This is a genomic window from Nocardia sp. CWNU-33, assembly GCF_046764895.1.
Lineage (GTDB): Bacteria > Actinomycetota > Actinomycetes > Mycobacteriales > Mycobacteriaceae > Nocardia.
In genome coordinates this window covers 1-17,979 of record NZ_JBKOQN010000041.1, presented here as the reverse complement: position 1 = coordinate 17,979, position 17,979 = coordinate 1, and the positions used below count along the sequence as shown (strand labels likewise).

General features: G+C 66.7%; 16 protein-coding genes and 1 pseudogene. 13 read left to right on the top strand and 4 right to left on the bottom strand.

From position 1 onward, the window contains the following. The first annotated feature begins 20 nt into the window (after nucleotides 1-20). The 5 genes from secD to ACLMAL_RS34160 all read left to right on the top strand — a co-directional run bounded on the left by secD (nucleotide 21) and on the right by ACLMAL_RS34160 (nucleotide 7,263). Nucleotides 21-1,688, top strand: a complete 1,668-nt coding sequence (gene secD, locus ACLMAL_RS34180; RefSeq protein WP_412002844.1) for a protein translocase subunit SecD — start codon at nucleotides 21-23, stop codon at nucleotides 1,686-1,688. Continuing rightward, nucleotides 1,685-2,905 carry a protein translocase subunit SecF gene (gene secF, locus ACLMAL_RS34175; protein WP_412002843.1) on the top strand — a complete coding sequence of 407 codons (1,221 nt, stop codon included), beginning with the start codon at nucleotides 1,685-1,687 and terminating at the stop codon, nucleotides 2,903-2,905. Before secD ends, secF begins: the two co-directional genes overlap by 4 nt. 23 nt (nucleotides 2,906-2,928) lie before the next feature. Continuing rightward, nucleotides 2,929-4,644, top strand: a complete 1,716-nt coding sequence (locus tag ACLMAL_RS34170; protein WP_412002842.1) for an ABC transporter substrate-binding protein — start codon at nucleotides 2,929-2,931, stop codon at nucleotides 4,642-4,644. A 37-nt stretch (nucleotides 4,645-4,681) separates the two neighbouring features. Beyond that, nucleotides 4,682-5,254: an adenine phosphoribosyltransferase gene (locus ACLMAL_RS34165; RefSeq protein WP_328413183.1), complete on the top strand. Its 573-nt coding sequence runs from the start codon at nucleotides 4,682-4,684 to the stop codon at nucleotides 5,252-5,254. A gap of 419 nt (nucleotides 5,255-5,673) precedes the next feature. After that, nucleotides 5,674-7,263 (top strand): ABC-F family ATP-binding cassette domain-containing protein, encoded by a 1,590-nt coding sequence (locus ACLMAL_RS34160; protein ID WP_412002841.1) that lies wholly within the window; start codon nucleotides 5,674-5,676, stop codon nucleotides 7,261-7,263. 81 nt (nucleotides 7,264-7,344) lie between these two features. Here the strand turns inward: ACLMAL_RS34160 and ACLMAL_RS34155 are convergent, their stop codons facing one another. Then, on the bottom strand, nucleotides 7,345-7,770 hold the full coding sequence (locus ACLMAL_RS34155; RefSeq protein WP_412002840.1) for a nuclear transport factor 2 family protein: 426 nt from the start codon (nucleotides 7,768-7,770) through the stop codon (nucleotides 7,345-7,347). A gap of 86 nt (nucleotides 7,771-7,856) precedes the next feature. Between ACLMAL_RS34155 and ACLMAL_RS34150 the strand changes: the two genes are divergently transcribed. From ACLMAL_RS34150 to ACLMAL_RS34135, 4 genes are all read left to right on the top strand, one after another. Continuing rightward, nucleotides 7,857-8,384 carry a winged helix-turn-helix transcriptional regulator gene (locus ACLMAL_RS34150; protein WP_412002839.1) on the top strand — a complete coding sequence of 176 codons (528 nt, stop codon included), beginning with the start codon at nucleotides 7,857-7,859 and terminating at the stop codon, nucleotides 8,382-8,384. A gap of 108 nt (nucleotides 8,385-8,492) precedes the next feature. Then, the gene (locus tag ACLMAL_RS34145) at nucleotides 8,493-9,764 is read left to right on the top strand and encodes a hypothetical protein (protein WP_412002838.1); all 1,272 of its coding nucleotides are present in this window, start codon (nucleotides 8,493-8,495) and stop codon (nucleotides 9,762-9,764) included. A gap of 291 nt (nucleotides 9,765-10,055) precedes the next feature. Continuing rightward, nucleotides 10,056-10,511, top strand: a complete 456-nt coding sequence (locus tag ACLMAL_RS34140) for a PaaI family thioesterase (RefSeq protein ID WP_412002868.1) — start codon at nucleotides 10,056-10,058, stop codon at nucleotides 10,509-10,511. 192 nt (nucleotides 10,512-10,703) lie between these two features. Next, nucleotides 10,704-11,066, top strand: coding sequence for a DUF427 domain-containing protein (locus ACLMAL_RS34135; RefSeq protein WP_328403223.1), 363 nt, complete (start codon nucleotides 10,704-10,706; stop codon nucleotides 11,064-11,066). Between the two features lie 185 nt (nucleotides 11,067-11,251). On the opposite strand, the gene ACLMAL_RS34130 is transcribed toward ACLMAL_RS34135, so the two are convergent. Next, on the bottom strand, nucleotides 11,252-11,491 hold the full coding sequence (locus ACLMAL_RS34130) for a hypothetical protein (protein ID WP_412002837.1): 240 nt from the start codon (nucleotides 11,489-11,491) through the stop codon (nucleotides 11,252-11,254). A 258-nt stretch (nucleotides 11,492-11,749) separates the two neighbouring features. Between ACLMAL_RS34130 and ACLMAL_RS34125 the strand changes: the two genes are divergently transcribed. The 3 genes from ACLMAL_RS34125 to ACLMAL_RS34115 all read left to right on the top strand — a co-directional run bounded on the left by ACLMAL_RS34125 (nucleotide 11,750) and on the right by ACLMAL_RS34115 (nucleotide 14,976). Then, on the top strand, nucleotides 11,750-12,697 hold the full coding sequence (locus tag ACLMAL_RS34125; RefSeq protein WP_412002836.1) for a hypothetical protein: 948 nt from the start codon (nucleotides 11,750-11,752) through the stop codon (nucleotides 12,695-12,697). Nucleotides 12,698-12,834: 137 nt separating this feature from the next. Next, a complete protein-coding gene (locus ACLMAL_RS34120) occupies nucleotides 12,835-14,112 on the top strand; it encodes an adenylosuccinate synthetase (RefSeq protein ID WP_412002835.1) in 1,278 nt (425 codons plus the stop codon). Nucleotides 14,113-14,349: 237 nt separating this feature from the next. Then, nucleotides 14,350-14,976, top strand: a complete 627-nt coding sequence (locus ACLMAL_RS34115) for an NUDIX hydrolase (protein WP_412002834.1) — start codon at nucleotides 14,350-14,352, stop codon at nucleotides 14,974-14,976. A 296-nt stretch (nucleotides 14,977-15,272) separates the two neighbouring features. Here ACLMAL_RS34115 and ACLMAL_RS34110 read toward each other — a convergent pair. Next, a pseudogene (locus tag ACLMAL_RS34110) lies at nucleotides 15,273-15,604 on the bottom strand (YnfA family protein). A gap of 106 nt (nucleotides 15,605-15,710) precedes the next feature. Continuing rightward, nucleotides 15,711-16,451 (bottom strand): metallophosphoesterase family protein, encoded by a 741-nt coding sequence (locus ACLMAL_RS34105; protein WP_412002833.1) that lies wholly within the window; start codon nucleotides 16,449-16,451, stop codon nucleotides 15,711-15,713. 215 nt (nucleotides 16,452-16,666) lie between these two features. On the opposite strand from ACLMAL_RS34105, the gene ACLMAL_RS34100 reads away from it, so the two are divergent. Beyond that, entirely contained in the window at nucleotides 16,667-17,857 is a 1,191-nt protein-coding gene (locus ACLMAL_RS34100) for an alkaline phosphatase family protein (protein WP_412002832.1), read from the top strand. The last annotated feature ends 122 nt before the right edge of the window (nucleotides 17,858-17,979 follow it).

The window sequence follows — 17,979 nt, the reverse complement described above, 5'->3', positions numbered from 1 at the left end:
CGCCTAGGAGATGACGTACTGTGCCACCTTCCCAAGGATCGGCGCATCCGCTCCGGCTGCTCGGCGTCTACGCCGCGCTGCTGGCCGTGATCTATGCGTTGGTGTTCTTCACCGGTGACAAAGACCCGACCCCCAAGCTCGGCATCGACCTACAGGGTGGCACCCGGGTCACGTTGACCGCGCGCACCCCCGACGGCAGTAAGCCGAGCCAGGACAGCCTGCGGAAGGCGCAGGAGATCATCGAGAACCGGGTCAACGGACTCGGCGTCGGTGGCTCCGAGGTCGTGATCGACGGTGACAACATCGTCATCACGGTGCCGGGTGACGACGGTCAGCAGGCGCGCGCGCTGGCGACCACCGCCAAGCTCTACATCCGGCCGGTGCTGTCAGCCGAATCGGTGGCGAGTCGGGGTGTGCCGCAACAGCCTGTGCCGTTGCCCGACGCGACGCCGTTGAGCCCCGCACCGGAAACACCGGAAGAGGTGTCGCCGGAGCCCGCGCCGCAGCAGCGGGTGTTCCCCGAGCAGGCGCCGACCGAGCCGCCTGCGCCGCCCGGTTCCCCGCAGGAACAGGCACAGAAAGAAATCGCCACGGCCAAGGCCGTCCGGCAGAGCACCGACCCGACCATCCAGAAGGCCGCGATGGCCGCGCTGGATTGCAGCAAGCCCGACCCGCTGGCAGGCAATGACGATCCGAACCTGCCGCTGGTCGCCTGCTCCACCGACGGCACCGAGGTGTTGCTGCTCGACAAGAGCCGCATCGACGGCCAGGAGATCAAGAACGCGAGCTCGGGGCTCAACCAGCAGCAGGCGCGGCACGAGGTCAACCTCGAGTTCAAGTCCGGCGGCAGTGACGCTTGGGCCACGCTTACCGGCGAATACCTCTACAAGCGAGTCGCATTCGTCCTCGACTCGAAGGTCGTCAGCGCGCCCGTCGTGCAGGCGGGACCGCAGCAGGGCGGCCGCACCACCATCAGCGGCAATTTCAACGCCACCAGTGCAAAGGAACTCGCGAACACGCTGAAGTACGGTTCGCTGCCGCTGTCGTTCCAGATCTCGGAAGCCGAAACCGTCTCGGCGACGCTGGGCCTTTCCTCGTTGAAGGCGGGTCTGCTCGCGGGCGCGGTCGGTCTTGTCGTGGTCCTGCTCTACTGCCTGGCCTACTATCGGATGCTCGGTTTCCTGACCGGCTTGTCGCTGGTCGCCTCCGGTCTCGCCGTATACGGCATCATGGTCCTGCTCGGGCGGTGGATCGGCTTCACCCTCGACCTTGCCGGCATCGCCGGCCTGATCATCGGTATCGGCATGACCGCCGACTCGTTCGTGGTGTTCTTCGAACGCATCAAGGACGAGATGCGTGAGGGCCGTAGTTTCCGCTCGGCCGTGCCACGCGGCTGGCAGCGCGCCCGCCGGACGATCCTGTCCGGCAACGCGGTGAGCTTCATCGCGGCGGCGGTGCTCTACGCGCTGGCCGTCGGCCAGGTGCGCGGCTTCGCGTTCACCCTCGGTCTCACCACCGTGCTCGACGTGGTGGTGGTGTTCCTGGTGACGGCGCCGCTGGTGTTGCTGGCCTCCAGGACGGCCTTCTGGTCGAGCCCGTCGGTGAATGGTCTCGGTGCGATCCAGCAGGTCGCCCGTGAGCGCAAGGCGGCCGATGCCGCACTCGGGGAAAGCGTGAGGATGCGATGACCAACAGCCAGATCACGCCCTCGCTGCATGAGGACGATCCCGAAACCGATGACGTGCGGTACGCCGCACAGCCCAAGCACAGCTTCCTCAACCGGCTCTACACCGGCACCGGCGCCATCGACGTCATCGGCAAGCGCCGGATGTGGTACCTCATCACTGCGGCCATCGTGCTGATCTCGTTGGGCAGCATCGTTTTTCGCGGTTTCACCCTCGGCATCGATTTCGAGGGCGGCTCGCGGATCCAGTTCCCGGCGGGTAACGCGACCACCAGCCAGGCGGAGGATGTCTACCGCGGCGCCATCGGTACCGACCCGGTGTCGGTACAGACGGTGGGCACGGGCGCGTCGTCCACCATGTTGATCCGCTCCGAGGCGCTCGACAAGAATCAAGTGGAAGCGCTGAACAACGCGCTGTTCAGTAAGTTCCAGCCCAAGGACCGGGACGGGAATCCGAGCCGCGCCGCGATCAGCACCTCCGACGTCAGCGAAACCTGGGGCAGCCAGATCACCCGCAAGGCCCTCATCGCACTCGCGGTGTTCCTCGTGCTGGTCGCCATCTACATCACCGTCCGGTTCGAGCGGGACATGGCGATCGCCGCCCTTGCCGCATTGGGCTTCGATGTCTCGGTGACGGCGGGCGTCTACTCGATCGTGGGCCTGGAGGTTACGCCGGCCACCGTGATCGGCATTCTCACCATTCTCGGCTTCTCGCTGTACGACTCGGTCGTCGTCTTCGACAAGGTCGAGGAGAACACCAGGGGCATCCTGCATTTGAACCGTCGGACCTACGGCGAGCAGGCCAACCTCGCGGTGAACCAGACGCTGATGCGTTCGATCAACACCGCGCTGATCGGTATTCTGCCGATCGTCGGCCTGATGGTGATCGCGGTGTGGATGCTCGGCGTCGGCACGCTCAAGGACCTGGCGCTCGTGCAGCTGGTCGGTCTGCTGGTCGGCACCTACTCCTCGATCTTCTTCGCTACCCCGCTGCTGGTGTCGATCAAGGAACGCTGGGGTCCGGTCGCGGCGCACACCAAGAAGGTGCAGAACAGGCGGTCCGGCGTGGCCGCGGCCCGTGCGGGCGCTGAGGCCGAGCGGCGCGCGGTGGCGGCGACCGGCCGGGATTACTCCGAAGCGCCGCGACGGGCGCGGGAACCGGGCGATGCTCCGCGGCCCGGCGCACGGCCGAGCGGGAAACGGTACAAGAAGAGGCACTGACCTACAGGCAGGGGTTTCCTTCCATGCGTAAGCAGTCACTGGCGCGTCTGATCGGATCGGTGGCTGCGGGCACCCTGGCGGCCGGGATGGTCGCCGGGTGCTCCGGTCAGAACCAGGTGCCGTCCATCGGCTACGCCGTCGATGCCGTGATCGCCAGCTACAACGGTGGCAGCACGCTCGGTGCGAGCAGCGGCTCGGCGGCCGTGTTCGGCCGGGTGCTGACCGGGTTCTTCTACACCGGACCGGACGGTCAGCAGGTCGCCGACACCGACGCGGGCACCGCGAAAGAGGTTCCCGGCGAGGCCCAGACCGTGCAGTACCGGCTCAACCCGGATGGTGTGTACTCCGATGGCGTGCCCACCTCGTGTGACGACCTGGTGCTGGCCTGGGCCGCGCGCAGCGGTCGGTTCACCAAACCCGGTGACCGCGGCCCCGCGCCACTGTTCGACGCAGCCAACAGCGCCGGGTACGCCGACATCGAGCGGGTGGACTGTCAGCCCGGCTCCAAGGACGCCACCGTGGTGTTCCGGCCCGACCGGCATTTCCTGCCGTGGCGCACCCTGTTCACCGCAGGCGAGCTGATGCCCGCACACGTCGCGGCGCGGGTGGCCAATGTGCCGAATGTGGTGTCGGCCTTGCAAACCGGTGATCCCGGCGCGATCCAACGGCTGGCCGACTTCTGGAACAACGGCTGGGCCATGAGTTCGGGCAGTCTCGATCTGTCCCGCTTCCCGTCGTCCGGGCCCTACCGGATCGAATCCTATTCCGCCAAAGACGGTTTGGTGCTCGTCGCGAACGAGCGCTGGTGGGGCAACAAGCCCGAGACCGGGCGGATCGTGGTGTGGCCCAAGACCGTCGATGTGCAGGCCAAGGTCACCGACAATGCTGTCGGTGTTGTCGATGTCGGCGCTGGATCGGTGAAAGATCTTAACCTGGACGGTTTTTCGGTACGCACCGTGCCGGGCCGCGGTGTCGAGCAGTTGGTGCTCGGGACCGGGGGAGTGTTCGGTTCGGTGGATGCGCGTCGTGCGTTCGCCCTGTGTGTGCCGAGGCAGGCGCTGTTCGACAAACTCGGCAAGGCGAAGGACGCGCCGAAGAGCGGTCTCGGCGCCGCACCGCTGAATTCCCGCATCGTGCAGCAGGACTCGCTGTACTACCCAGCGGTCACCGGTGCGGCCGAGAAGTATCGCGGCACCGACGTCCCCGCCGCCACTGCGGCGCTGGCCTCCTTCGGCGCAGGCAAGCCCACCGTTCGCATCGGTTACCTGCAGCCCGATGAGCGTCGTGCACAGACCGTCGCGATGATCGCCGAGGCGTGCAAACCCGCCGGCCTCACCGTCCTCGACGCAGGCGCGGCCGATTTCACCTCCGCTCAGCTCACCGAGGGCAAGGTCGACGCCGTCCTCGCGAGCACCGCGTCGGCGTCGGGTCCGGCCGGATCACTGGCCGGGATCGCCGCGACCAGCGCGTTGCGCACAGGTAGCGGGCTCAATTTCGGTCGCTTCGGTAACGGGCGATACGATGCGATCACCGATCAGCTTGCGGCCGACGATAACTCGACCACAACGCTGAATCTGCTGACCGAGGCCGAAAACCTGCTGTGGTCGGAGATGCCGAGCGTCCCCTTGTTCGCCAATCCCCGCATCATCGCCTTCGGCAACGGTCTGCAGAACGGCATCGCCGGCCCCACGCAGGGCGGGACCGGCTGGAACATGGACCGCTGGGTGTTGAAGCGGTGAGAAGGTGTTGTGGGTGATGGACCATGGAGAGGTGTCGATGAGCAAGCACGCGGCGGTCGAATCAGACGACCTGGCAACCGAGCGGACAACAAAGGCCGCCGAGCTGGTAGAGCGTCTTACCCGGTGGCGCGACGATTTCCCTACTCCTGGTGTTCGTTTTGCTGATCTCAGCCCCGTTTTTGCCGATCCTGAGGGCTTCCGCGCCGTCATCGACTGCCTCGCGGATTGTGCACCGCAGGCCGACCTGGTCGCCGGCGTCGATGCTCGCGGCTTCATTATCGGCGCGGGCGTCGCGGCCACCCTCGGCACCGGCGTCCTCGCGGTCCGCAAGGCGGGCAAACTGCCCCCGCCCGTGATCACCCGCGAATACAGTCTCGAATATGGCACCGCGGCCTTGGAGATCCCCGCCGACGGCATCGATCTGAAGGGCCGCCGCGTGCTGCTCCTCGACGATGTCCTGGCCACCGGCGGCACCCTCGCAGCCGCCGCGGCCCTCTTCGCCGAGGCGGGCGCCGAAGTCGTTGCCGCCGCGGTGGTCCTCGAGCTCGGCTTCCTCGGCGGGCGCGAGCGGCAAGGCGACTACCCGTTGACCTCGGTGGTTCGCATCTAGTCATTTCGAAAGAATCCGTCAGGACGTTGCTCCGGCGCAGCCCGGAGAATGCCGCGCATCATCAGCCTTCCAGCTGATGGTGCGCGGTTTCCTTGGGCGCCCGGCCGCAGCCATGCTGCCGCGCAATACCGCTCCGAGGAGCCGACCGTCGAACAGGCGCGGGCGGGGTGAACAGGTGCGCCCGGAAGCGATCCGGCACTCGGCTGACGGCGTGCGTGGGGCTCGTGGAAGGTCGCGCAGCCCGCAGACCTGCAGAGATGATGTGATCCAAATATCACTGGCGCGATCGGTGCGGTTTGCTTAATCTGGACGAGTCTTGTTCCCGTTGATCGGAGTCATGCCGTTGCTCTCATGAGGTAGCTACTCGGGCGGCCCGCGTCTCGCGCGTCGCATTCCGTTGCAACCTCTGGGGTAGGCACATGACCAATCTTTCTATTTCCGATCTCACTTTCTCGTGGCCCGACGGGACTCCGGTCTTCGATGGGCTCGACGCTGTGCTCGGTCCCGGCCACCTCGGTCTGGTCGGCAGCAACGGCGTCGGCAAATCGACGCTGTTGCGGCTGATCGCCGGTGCACTGCCGCCGGCGCGTGGCTCGATTACGGTTTCCGGTCGCCTGGGCTATCTGCGGCAGGATCTCGGACTCGGCGACGGGCTGCGGGTGGACGAAGTGCTCGGCATCGCGGATACGCGAAAAGCCTTGCACCGCATCGAATCCGGCACGACAGCCGACGCCGACTTCGACATCGTCGGCGGCCAGTGGGACGTCGAGGAGAGCGCCGTCGCGCTGCTCGGCCGGCTCGGTCTGCACTATCTGGCCGATTCGACAGAGCAGCTCGATCGCCGACTGGAAACCCTGTCCGGCGGCGAGACGGTACTGCTGGGATTGGTGGCGCAGCTGCTGCGCGAGCCCGATGTGCTGTTGTTGGACGAACCGACGAACAACCTGGATCATGTTGCCAGGCAGCGGCTTTATGCCGTGGTCGCCCAGTTCTCCGGCACAGTGCTCACCGTGAGCCACGATCGTGAGCTGCTGGACCGGATGACCTCGATCGTCGAGCTGCGGCAGGGCGAATTGCGGTTGTTCGGAGGAAATTTCAGCGAGTACGAGCGGATCATCGAGGCCGAGCAGCAGGCCGCGCGGGCGGCGATCCGCGATGCGCGCAGCGATGTGCGTAAGCAGGCACGCGAACTCGTGGAGGCGCGGATCAAACTGGATCGACGACTGCGCTACGGGCAGAAAATGTGGGACACCAAGCGGGAACCGAAAATCGTGATGAACGAGCGGAAGCGGCAAGCGCAGGTGTCGGCGGGCAAACTGCGCAACAACCACATCGAAAAGGTCGATACCGCAAAGGAACAGCTCCAGCAGGCGCAGGAGCTGTTGCGCGACGACAGGGAGATCCGTGTCGATCTGCCCGACACCCGGTTGTATCCGGGCCAGGACGTGATCGACCTGGACGGGGTCCGGCTTGCGTGTGGACCGAAGGTGACGTTGCGGGTGACCGGCCCGGAGCGTATCGCGCTCACCGGCCGTAACGGCGTCGGCAAAACCACGTTGCTGCACCGGATCGTCGAGGAATCGCCGAAGGTCGCGTGGCGGATGCTGCCGCAACGTCTCGACGTCTTCGACGCGCCGTGTTCGGTGTTCGAGAACGTGGCGGCGGCGGCACCGCACGCGTCGGCGGAGCAGATCCGGGCTCAGTTGGCGCGGTTCCTGTTCCGGGGTGCCGACGCCGATGTCGCCGCCTCGGCACTGTCCGGTGGTGAACGCTTGCGTGCCGCGCTGGCCATGCTGCTGCTGGCCGACCCGGCGCCGAAGCTGTTGCTGCTCGACGAGCCGACCAACAATCTCGACCTGCCGAGCCTGGAGCATCTGACCCAGGCGCTCGCGAGTTTCGAGGGCGCGCTGATCGTGGTGAGCCACGACCCGCGGTTCCTCGACGACATCGGAGTGACCCGTCGGGTGGAACTCACCACCGATGGCCTGGTCGAGACCCCGGTCGGCTGATGCGGCGGCGTGGGGCGCGGTCGCGCAGCGCCGCACATTCCTCGGTGTCGTGCACCCGCAGTGCCCTGCGGGTGTCGCGCATCAAGGGGTGTGCGGCCGCGCTCCGGCGGCTCGCCGCATGACGCCGGGGTGCCGGATGAGCCGGGGGCCCAGCCTGACCGCGAGGAAGGTGAGGGCGAGCCACGGGCGGATGTGCGGGTTCAGCTTGCGGATGCGGCCGTCCTTGTCGAGCTCGATCACCATCGCCTCGGTCATTCGGAACGGTCCGATGGATGCCTCTCCCAACAGGACTCGGTGCGCGCCGTCGCCGATCTGATCGGTCCACTGCATCGCGGAGATGCCGCGGTACACCGCGGTCAGCAGGATCCGAAGATCGTCCTGCCCGCGGAACACCAGTCGCCCGGAGATCGGGGAGGCCAGCTCGGCGTCGGGTGCGAGGGTTTCCATCAGCGCGTCGATGTCGGCGGACTCGGTCGCTTTGCGGAACTGGGGCACTACGTCTGTCATGGCCTCGATCGCCTCTCGTGCGTGGTGTCGGTCGAGGCGAATTCTTCCCCAGTCACTTGCAAAAAGCAATGGACTAGGATGGTCGGGTGCCCAAGGCTGCTATGTCCGACATCGTCTGCTCGATCGCGCGCACCCTCGACGTGGTCGGCGAGCGCTGGACGCCGCTGATCCTGCGCGACCTGTTCGTCGGCCTGAACCGATTCGAAGACATCCGCCGCGACCTCGGCATCGCCACCAACGTCCTTACCGCCCGCCTGGAAACCCTCCAGCGGCACGGCATCGTCGAAACCCGCACATACCAATCGAATCCGGTCCGCTACGAGTACGTGCTCACCGATCAGGGTCGCGACCTCTATCCGGTCCTGACGATGCTCATCACCTGGGGCGACAAATGGCTCGCCGCTGAAGGTCCTCCTGCACTGGTCGTGCACGACGACTGCGGCCGAACCACCTCCGGCGTCGTCACCTGCACCAACTGTCATACCCCCCTGACCGCCGACAACGTCCACTGGCTCCAAGGCCCCGGCGCCCACCGCGCCCCAGGCACCATGCTCATCGGCGACTATCTCCAGCCGCCGCCACGTCGAGCCGGACATGACGGTGTTCCGACCTGACCTCTGCGGCCGCCATGTCCCGCTCACGCCCTGGCTGATCGGTGGTGGCGGAACCCGGGTGTGCTGCCCCGACTTTCGGCGTTGGACCGCGGACACAAGGATGTATCCATGGGAATCGAGCTGAATGTCGCGGGGGTGTGCCGCGCGCCCAATGAAGACTTTCTGCAACGGGTCGAGCAGTGGTTGCGGACCGGGCCCGCGGGGGCGCGGATCGATTGGACCTCGACGTCGGCACCGTTCCGCAATCCGGTCGAGGTATCCGGCGACCAGCTGCTTGCCGTGCTACATCCCGCGGCCGAGCCGGTCGATCTGCGGGCGGCCCACGGTCAGGTGGTGGTGACCGCGGGATGTGCGCCGGCCGGGCCCGGCTATCACCGGCACGTCGCCGCGGTCCTGCACAAAATGGGCAGGGAGTTCGACATCGTCTGGGATGAGGGGACCGATGATCCGCTCGGGCTTGCGGATAACCGCGCGGAGGTCGAACGGGACTATTTGACGTGGATTCGAACGCTCGCGCACACCGTACTCAGCCAGGTGCCGAACGAAGGCAATGTGGTGTCGCTCGGATTGTCTCTCGGCAGTGACCAATTCGACTACGAGGGCCTGGCCGCGACCTGGCTCGGACCCCGTGACGTCGACTGGTTCCGCGCCGTCGCCGATGGCGACGAAGCCGCCGCCGTTCGATTCTTCCCTTGGTGGGAGGACGGCTGGACGGCGCGAACCTTCCGTGACACCGCACTCGGCATCATGTGGAACGACGTGCGCTGGCGGGTTCCCACCGACGAAGACGACGCACCGGCATTGCGTCAGGCCGACACACTGCTCGCCGAGGCGAGTCGGCTCGACCACGCACTCGAATTGCCCTGGGCGGCCTGGCACGAGCTGCGCGGACTGCTCGGCACGCTGGAACCGGTTGTCGACGACGCGCCCGCGGACCTGGCTGAACGCGCCAGCCACGATTTCGGCGCACGTCCCGGGTATCGGCGCCGGCCGGTGTTCACCTCGCTGCTGCCTGGTTGGAGTTTGCGCATCCCCGGCGATTTCACCTACGGGTGGGATGGTGACCGCTGGTGGGCGTGGGACGGCGAGCGCCAGATCGACATTACGGTGCTCCGGGTGGACGACGAAAAGACCGGTCCACCGCCCGCGGCCATGCTGCAATACGGCGCGAATGCGACCGAAGGGCACCGCGGCGAGCCGGTGCTCGGCGGTCCCGGCGACGGCTGGTGGTTGCCCTCCAGTGACACCGACGAAGCCGGTGTCCAAGGCATCGCCAGCCACCGCAACGGCGAACTGCTCCTGGTCACCATCAGCGTTCCCGACGCGGAGATGAACTGGGCGATCGAAACGTGGCGTTCCCTGCGCTATTCGCCCCGTTGAGGATCCGCTGCCACGACGAAGCCGCTCAGCGTCCATCCGTCGGTCGCCGATGTCGCGATCATCGGGTACCCGGACGAGGTGATGGGTGAAAAGTGTTGCGCTGTGGTGGTTCCCGCGTCAGGATCGGCGGTGACACTGCAGGAACTGACCGAGCATCTCCGCGCCGTGGCGGGGCCTCGGTCACACTTCCCGAACGCCTCGTGCTCGCCACCGAACTGCCGCGCAACCCGGTCGGTAAGCCGATGCGTCGCGACCTGCGCGCCGAGCTCCTCGACACCGAAGGTTGACCCCATGGCCGATGCCCCGGTCGGACTACACCGCGCAACCCCGAACCTCACCGACGGCGACGGCGACGCCGCCGCCCAGCTCACCGCATTACTGCAGGGCCGACTGCCGGGACTGCTCGGCGTACGCGTGCTCACCGCCGATGCTGCCCGAGTGACCGCAGAAATGCAGGTCAGGGAGGAGCTCATGGCCCCCAACGGCTACCTACACGCGGCCACCGTCGTGGCGCTCGCCGACACCGCCTGCGGCCTCGGCACCCGGCTCAGCCTGCCCGACCGCGCCGACAGATTCACCACCATCGAGCTGAAATCCAACTTTCTGGCCACCGCGCGCGCGGGTCTGATCCGCACCGAGGCAACGCTCGTGCACGGCGGCCGTCGCACCCAGGTCTGGGATGCCGTGGTCAGCGACGGCGCAGGTAAGACCATGGCGCTGTTCCGCTGTACCCAGCTGATCCTCTAACCGCCGCGCGGTGAACAGCTGCGTGACGAACTCGCCGCCTTCCTGGACAAGGTCGGCAAGGACGTCCTCGAATTCGAGGAACAGCGCGACCGCACGCTCGCCCGCGAGGCCGTGAAGCGTGAGCCTTGAGCAATCGGAACCTGCCGACGCGGGGCCGGAATAGAACGATCGGCGCGGTCGGTTGCAGTAGCCATGACGAGACCTGTTCTGCAGCCGGGCCCGGATCATCCGATCACCGTCACGCCACACCCGGAGCGCATTGTCGTTCGAGTGCACGGTCAGGTGGTCATCGACACGCAGAACGCACTGGTGCTGCAGGAAGCGTCCTACCCGCCGGTCTATTACCTGCCGTTGGCCGACGCCGAGGAATCGGTGCTGGAGCGCACCGACACCGCCACGTACTGCCCCTACAAGGGCGACGCGAGCTACTTCACCGTTTCGGTCGACGGTGCACAGAGTATCGACGCGGGATGGGCCTACGAGTCGCCGTACCCGGCTGTCGCCGAGATCAAGGACCACATCGCGTTCTACCCCGATCGCGTCGACGCTCCGTAACACTCGAGCGTTTGCGGCAGCGGGCTACCCCACGAGACCGAGGCAGAGCTTGAAGCCAGGGGCCCGCCCACCAGGTGGGCTCCCGCCGATTGCAGGATCTGGTCCTGAGCGACGACGTGCATATCGTCGTCGGGGACCTGGTCGGGCGGTACGCCCAGCGCGTGCAGGAAGCCGGTAATGACTTCTCATGGCGCCGTATCGTCGGCGCGGCGGGCCGACATATCGGCGATGGGCTGGCAGTCGGGAAATTCGGCGGTCAGCTGATGGGCGAAACGTAGCGCCAAGGTTGTCTTGCCGATGCCGACCGGTCCGCGCACGACCGCCGGGACGCGGGAGTCGGCGATCCCCACCCTGGCAGCCCGGGTGCCGTCGAATTCCCCTAGTCGCCCGGCGAAGTCCTGCGGTCCGATCGGCAGCGTCGGCAACGAGGTCCGCCTGCTGCATCCAACAGCACCGAGGGGGAGTACACCGCCGGACTCGCCATCCCGTTTTCCGCGATGTCCATCCGGCGGGTGAATGTCCGGAGTCGAGGTGGGGTGCAACAGGCTACACACCGTCTAAGCCTCAATCGCCTTAGAGCTGTTGGGCATTAACGGTTTTCGGGTATCTCGGAAAGAAGTACTCTTGACGACGATTGTTTTGGTCGAATACACTAAAACAAGCCGTGAGAGGGAGTGAACGACATGGGATACGGACATTGGGACGACACCGCCTACCGTGCGGCGAAGACCTACCGTGCCAGCCGGGGGCTCGACGATTTCGGATATACCGCGACCATGCGCGCCGAACCGTCCACGAGGTGGTCCGCGCACCCCGACCTTGATCCACTGGGGGTCGACGTGCGGGAATGTCGGGATTCGACCGAGCACGGAAACTCGCTGCCTATCGCGGTATTGTTCGACGTCACCGGGTCGATGGGGCAGGTCCCGATCATCATGCAGGACAAACTCGGCAAACTGCACGGGCTATTGCAGCGCAAAGGCTATGCGGAGGATCCGCAACTACTGTTCGGCGCCATCGGTGATGCCGACAGTGATCGGGTTCCGCTGCAGATCGGCCAGTTCGAATCGGACAATCGGATGGACGAGCAGCTGCGCGCGGTGTTTCTGGAAGGCGGCGGCGGTGGGCAGAAATCCGAAAGCTACGAACTGGCAGCATATTTCATGGCAGCCCACGTCGTCACCGATGCCTGGGAGAAGCGGCGAAAACGCGGCTACCTTTTTCTGATCGGCGACGAGCTCAACAAACCGAAGCTGGCGAGCAGGCATATTCGCGAAGTGGTCGGCGACCATGTGCGCCGAGACATTTCGGTGGAATCCATCTACCGTGATCTCGCCGAACGCTGGCACGTCTACTACATCCTGCCGAACCAATCCAGCTACTTCGACGACCCGGAAATCGCCGACCACTGGCGCGACCTACTCGGCCAGAACTTCCTGAAACTCGACGACCCCCGTGCCGTCTGCGAACTCATCGCACTCACCATCGGCCTGGAAGAAGATCGCGTCGACCTGCCTACCGGTCTGGCGGACCTGCGAGACGTGGGCTCGGCTGCCGAAGCGGCCTCCGTGGGAAAAGTGCTCGGCACCAATAGTCCTGGTATCCGAGCCCTGCCCGGCGGACGCGGCTGAGGCAGTCGATTCGAGCGGATCATCGCCGCCGCGGCCTGCTGCGCCGCAGGGCCCGACATCGCCGGCAGGACCGTCGCGTGCGCACAGGTTGTCGTCCGATCGGGTGATCGATCGGACGAATCATGAAGGGGTGCAACATGTCTCATGGACACATCATTGTGGTCGACCTCGGGTTCGGCGATGCGGGCAAGGGGGCGACGGTCGACTGGTTGTGTTCGCCGGAGGCCGATTTGGGTGTGGCGGCGGTGGTGCGATTCAACGGTGGGGCGCAGGCGGCGCACAACGTGGTGGCCGAAGGACGGCATCACACCTTCGCGCAGTTCGGGTCCGGGACGTTCGCGGGTGTGCCGACCCTGCTGTCGCGGTACATGCTCGTCGAGCCGATCGCGCTGGCGGGGGAGGCACGGCGGTTGGCGGCGCTCGGTGTGCCGGACCCGCTCTCGCTGCTGTTCGTGGACGGGCGGGCACTGCTCACGACGCCCATCCACATCGCCGCGAACCGTGCTCGTGAGGCCGCGCGGGGGCCCTCGCGGCACGGTTCGTGTGGACGTGGCATCGGGGAGACGGCCTCGTATGCGCTCGGACACAACGCGCCGACGGTGTCGGATTGCTTGCGCCCCAGTCTACTTCGCGACAAGCTGCAGGCGCTGGCCGCGCACTACGGGCCGCTGATCGCGCCGAGCGAACACCGGTTCGAGCCGATAGCCGACCTTCTCGACATGTATCGGGAGTTCGCCGCCGCGGTGCGGATCGTCGACGGCGCCCACCTCGCACGCTTTGCGCGGCAGGGGCGATTGGTCTTCGAAGGCGCCCAAGGCATCCTGCTCGACGAGTGGCGCGGCTTCCACCCCCACACCACGTGGTCGACCGTCGAACCACGCAATGCCCGCGCCATGCTCGCAGGCATCGGCGCCGAGGGCTACGTGCTCGGCGTGACGCGCACCTATCTGACCCGGCACGGTGCGGGCCCGCTGCCGACGGCGGACCCCACCCTCGCGATCCCCGAGCTACACAACACGACCGGCCCCTACCAGGGCCCCTTCCGGCTCGGCCATTTCGACCCGATCCTGCTCCGCTACGCCATCGCGGCATCCGGCGGTATCGATGGGCTGGCCGTCACCCACCTGGATGCGCCCGGAACGCGCTATGCCGCAACCGGATACACAACCTCCACCGGCATCGTCGACCACCTCGCGCCGGGTACCTGGCAGGATCTCGACCATCAGCGGCACCTAACCGACCTCCTGACCGCCGCGATCCCGGAACTGACCGCCATGCCGACCGATCCGGTGCCCTGGCTCGAACACCAACTCGGCACCCCCGTCGTGCTCACTGCCGACGGCCCCGATCGCACCGAGCGGATGCCGCTGCGTGCGATGCGGGCACGGGAGACCTCTGCTGGTTCGGCGCGGTGATCGTGGCCGAGACGATGCGCAGCTCCGTCGGCAGCGGCACGCCGGATCCATTACGGAGCACTCCACTCGACGCCACCGCTCGCAATGTCGCCGGTCGCATGAATGCCGACGCATTGCGACCGTGCGGCGCGGGGTCCACGGTGCTGGCAATGCGTGAAGCGTGCGCTCGGGTGTCCCGTTCGTCGGGCGGGCCCTGCATCGTGGTCGAGTGCGCAGGCTGGGGCAGGATGGGTCGACGTGGAGCAATCTGTGGTTTCGGTGGATGTGGTGGCGTTGCGATTCTGGGCTGCGGACGCGGGGGTCACGATCGGGGTTGCGCCGCGCGAGCTCGAGCCGTTCACCGGGGAGTTGGCGTTGCCTGGGGTGTTGCTGGGGCGGGGGGAGCGGTTGGTTGGGGCAGCGCGGCGGGCGGTGCATGCCAAGTTGGGTGTGCCCGAGGCCGCGATCGGTGCAGTGGGGCAGTTGGTCACCTTCGACGAGCCGAATCGCGACCCACGCGGCCCAACCTTATCGATCGCGATGTGGGCAGTTGTCGGCCCACACGAGGGTCCGGCGCAGTGGGTGTCGTTCGACGCCCTGCCCCAGCTCGCCTTCGACCACAATCGGATCGTCGACGCCGCACAGGGCTTGCTCGCCCGCCTGCTCTGGAAGGACATTCCCTTCACCCGCGCCCTGACGGGTGATGAGTTCCCCGCCACCCGCGCCGTTGAACTCAGTACCACCCTGCAGGGCGCCAAGCCGGACCCGGCAAACCTGAACCGCACCCTCGCCGCCCTCCCCGGCCTCTACCGCACCACCGAACGCCGCCGCGTCAAAGCCACCGGCCGCCCCGCCGCCGTCTGGGCGTTCACGCCGACCGAGTGACCCAGCCCGCCTAGCGACGCCCGCCTGACCGGCACATGGTGGAGTGGCCCACCCACGTTCTGCCGCAGCCATGTGCCGCTCGTTACGCGGACCGTTCGGGGGTGGCATTCGATGGCTGCGGGATTGCTCGGGTATTGGTGTCGCCGTGTAGATCGGTGCTGGAATCACATTGTGATACTTGGATATGCGTATCTATTCATGTGAGTCATCGGGGCATTTTCAGGGCTTTTCTGGAAATGGCGATTTACGGACGGCAAGGACGCGGAAGGGGTTGCGGCTCGGAGGGTTTCGGTTGGCTAGCTGCGCGGTGCGTACATGATGATCGCCACGCCGAGCAGGCAGCTGGTTGTGCCCACGTAATCCCAACGGTCGGGGTGGAATTTGTCGACGATCATGCCCCAGACGAGAGAGCCTGCGACGAAGACGCCGCCGTATGCGGCGAGGATGCGGCCGAAATTAGGGTCCGGCTGGAAGGTTGCCGCGAAACCGTATGCGCCGAGGCGAGGACGCCTGCCGCAATCCAAAGGACGCCGCGGTGTTCCCGCCAACCCTGCCAGACGAGCCAGGCGCCGCCGATTTCGGCAAGCGCGGCGAGAGCGAACAACAGCAGCGACTTGGCGACGGTCATGGCGAGAACCTACCGGCCGGGCCACGCTGGTAGCCGTTGGACTCGCCTCGCTGGGATACTCGACCGGCGCGCTGTTGCCCGTCAGATCGGTTGCGGGAATCGGCCGCTACCTCAGCGCTACGTCGTAGACGACGTAGCTGCGGCCGATGACGGGATAGGAGACGTTGCGGACCGGGACACCGCCCGCGGTGCGGCCGAATTCGGTGCCGCCGTGCGCATGGCCGTGGATCGCCAGGGTGGCGCGTCCCGCGTCGACGGCTTCGGCCAGATCGTGGCAGCCGAGGCCTGGGTAGATCTTTCGTGGCTCGCCGACCAGCGTGTCGATGACGGGGGCGAAATGCATGAGAGCGATTCGGGTTTCGCAGGTGAGGGTGTCGAGTGCCTGGTGTAGGCGGAGCGCGTCGAGGGGGCCGCGGCGCATGCGGGCCTGGTGTTCGGGGGTGCCTTCGTCGGGTGTGCCGGGGTAGCGGGGGAATCCGCCGCTGCCGCCCATCACTCCGGCGATGCCGAGTCGGGAGCCCGCCAGATCGAGAGTGACGGCGTCGCCGTCGAGCAGGTGAATGCCGGCGGCGGTGAGCATCGCGGCGATTTGGTAGCCCAGCCTGTGGTCGTGGTCGTGGTTGCCGAGCACCGCGACGACAGGTACGGGGAGAGCCGCGATTTCGGCGCAGAGCAGATCGGCTTCGCGCACTGTGCCGCTCTCGGTGAGGTCGCCGGCGAGCAACAGCACGTCCGCGTGCTCGGCCAGGCGGGTGAAGTCGGGACGGAACACCCCGACCACCGAGTCGCGCATGTGCAGGTCTGCGACAGCCGCGACTCGGATGCTGCGATTCCCGCTGTACTGCATGTCCGTCAGCCAGCCACATGACCAGCCGGGTGTCAATCGGTATCTCGCACACCTCATGCGGGTTAACCACTGTGAACAGGTGGAATAGCTGTCGGCTCTGGAATGTTCAGCGGTCGTTCAGCGAGGCAACGCGCGGTGGCGTGACCGATGAAACGTCTATGAACAGTGGCGCGGCGGCCTTCCGAAAGGCCGCGCGGGCCCGCATGGTTCGAACTGTGAGGGAACCCAGCGAGCGGGCCATGGACCCAGTGTCGTCGGCAGCCGACGGTCACGGGCATCGGTGGGGCGCGGTCGTCGAGCCGGTCGTGGCCGAGGCGCTTCCGGGGCATCGTGGAGCCGAATGTCCGCACCGTGCGGGTGCCCGACGCGACATCGGGGGACCGCTGCCTCCCGAGCACGGTGCAGGTCGGCGTCCGTGGGGTGGCGCCGTGAGCCGTAGGCGGTTGCTGTCGGGTGCGGTTGCCGCCGCGGCGGTCGCGGCGCTGCCCGTCGCCGCGCCGGCCGGAACCGTGCGGGCCGATGGCCGAATGCGCAAAGTCGTGCTGATCGGGCTCGACGGGTTGATGTACAAGAAGATTCAGCAGGTGCAGGCGCCGAATCTGTTGCAGCTCAGCGCAGAAGGGTCGCTGAGCCGAACGTCCATAGCGCCGCACATCACCATCTCCGGCCCCTCGTGGGCCACCGTGTTGACCGGTGTGTGGGACCGCAAGCACGGCATCAGGAACAACCAATTCGATGCCACGCCGTTCGCGACGTATCCGACCGTGTTCACGCAACTCGGGCGCGCCGACCCCGCATTGAAAACCCATTCGATTGCCACGTGGGATCAGATTGCCATCATGGCCGCGAGCGGCAACCCGCGCGCCGACGTGGTCATTTCCACCCAACCCGTGCCGAACGACGCCGACGAATCCACCGTAGACGTCGCTACCGCCGATGCCGTTGTCACCGCCATTACCCGCTTCGGACCCGATTTCCTCTTCACTCACCTCGATCAGGTCGATCGGGCGGGCCATAGCCACGGGGGTGCGTCACAGGAATACCTCAACGCCGTGACTCGCATCGATGTGCTGGTCGGCCGAATCGCCGCCGCCGTCGACGCGCGGATGCGGGCGAATCCGGCCGAGTCGTGGACGATCTTGGTCACCGCCGATCACGGGCACCTACCGGAGGGTGGTCACGGCGGCCAATCAGCCGACGAGACAACGAATTTCGTGATCGCCCGCGGTCCCGATTTCTCGGCGGGTGCCACCAACGCCCGCTACTCGCTGGTCGACATCACCCCCACTGTGCTCGACCTGCTCGGCGCGCCACCCGACCCTGGCTCCGACGGGCACTCCATGCTCGCCCACCCGCGCGGTGATGTCGGGATAGTCGAGGTCGTCGCGCCGCAAGGAGTGCGCTAGGTTCTGTCTCGAAGTGAGTGAATGGGGTGGCTCCGCGCAGCGGTGCCACCCCATCAGCGTGCTCGATGGAAGCTGTTGCCCGCGTTGGTATATGGGTGAGGTCTCCGGTATTTCGGATTAGC

Bases quoted from the DNA above. Each gene is read 5' to 3' on its own strand.
- secF (WP_412002843.1), top strand. From the start codon at position 1,685: ATGACCAACAGCCAGATCACGCCCTCGCTGCATGAGGACGATCCCGAA.
- ACLMAL_RS34105 (WP_412002833.1), bottom strand. From the start codon at position 16,451: ATGCAGTACAGCGGGAATCGCAGCATCCGAGTCGCGGCTGTCGCAGAC.
- ACLMAL_RS34170 (WP_412002842.1), top strand. From the start codon at position 2,929: ATGCGTAAGCAGTCACTGGCGCGTCTGATCGGATCGGTGGCTGCGGGC.
- ACLMAL_RS34145 (WP_412002838.1), top strand. From the start codon at position 8,493: ATGGGAATCGAGCTGAATGTCGCGGGGGTGTGCCGCGCGCCCAATGAA.
- ACLMAL_RS34125 (WP_412002836.1), top strand. From the start codon at position 11,750: ATGGGATACGGACATTGGGACGACACCGCCTACCGTGCGGCGAAGACC.
- ACLMAL_RS34135 (WP_328403223.1), top strand. From the start codon at position 10,704: ATGACGAGACCTGTTCTGCAGCCGGGCCCGGATCATCCGATCACCGTC.
- ACLMAL_RS34165 (WP_328413183.1), top strand. From the start codon at position 4,682: ATGAGCAAGCACGCGGCGGTCGAATCAGACGACCTGGCAACCGAGCGG.
- ACLMAL_RS34140 (WP_412002868.1), top strand. From the start codon at position 10,056: ATGGCCGATGCCCCGGTCGGACTACACCGCGCAACCCCGAACCTCACC.
- ACLMAL_RS34120 (WP_412002835.1), top strand. From the start codon at position 12,835: ATGTCTCATGGACACATCATTGTGGTCGACCTCGGGTTCGGCGATGCG.
- ACLMAL_RS34155 (WP_412002840.1), bottom strand. From the start codon at position 7,770: ATGACAGACGTAGTGCCCCAGTTCCGCAAAGCGACCGAGTCCGCCGAC.
- ACLMAL_RS34160 (WP_412002841.1), top strand. From the start codon at position 5,674: ATGACCAATCTTTCTATTTCCGATCTCACTTTCTCGTGGCCCGACGGG.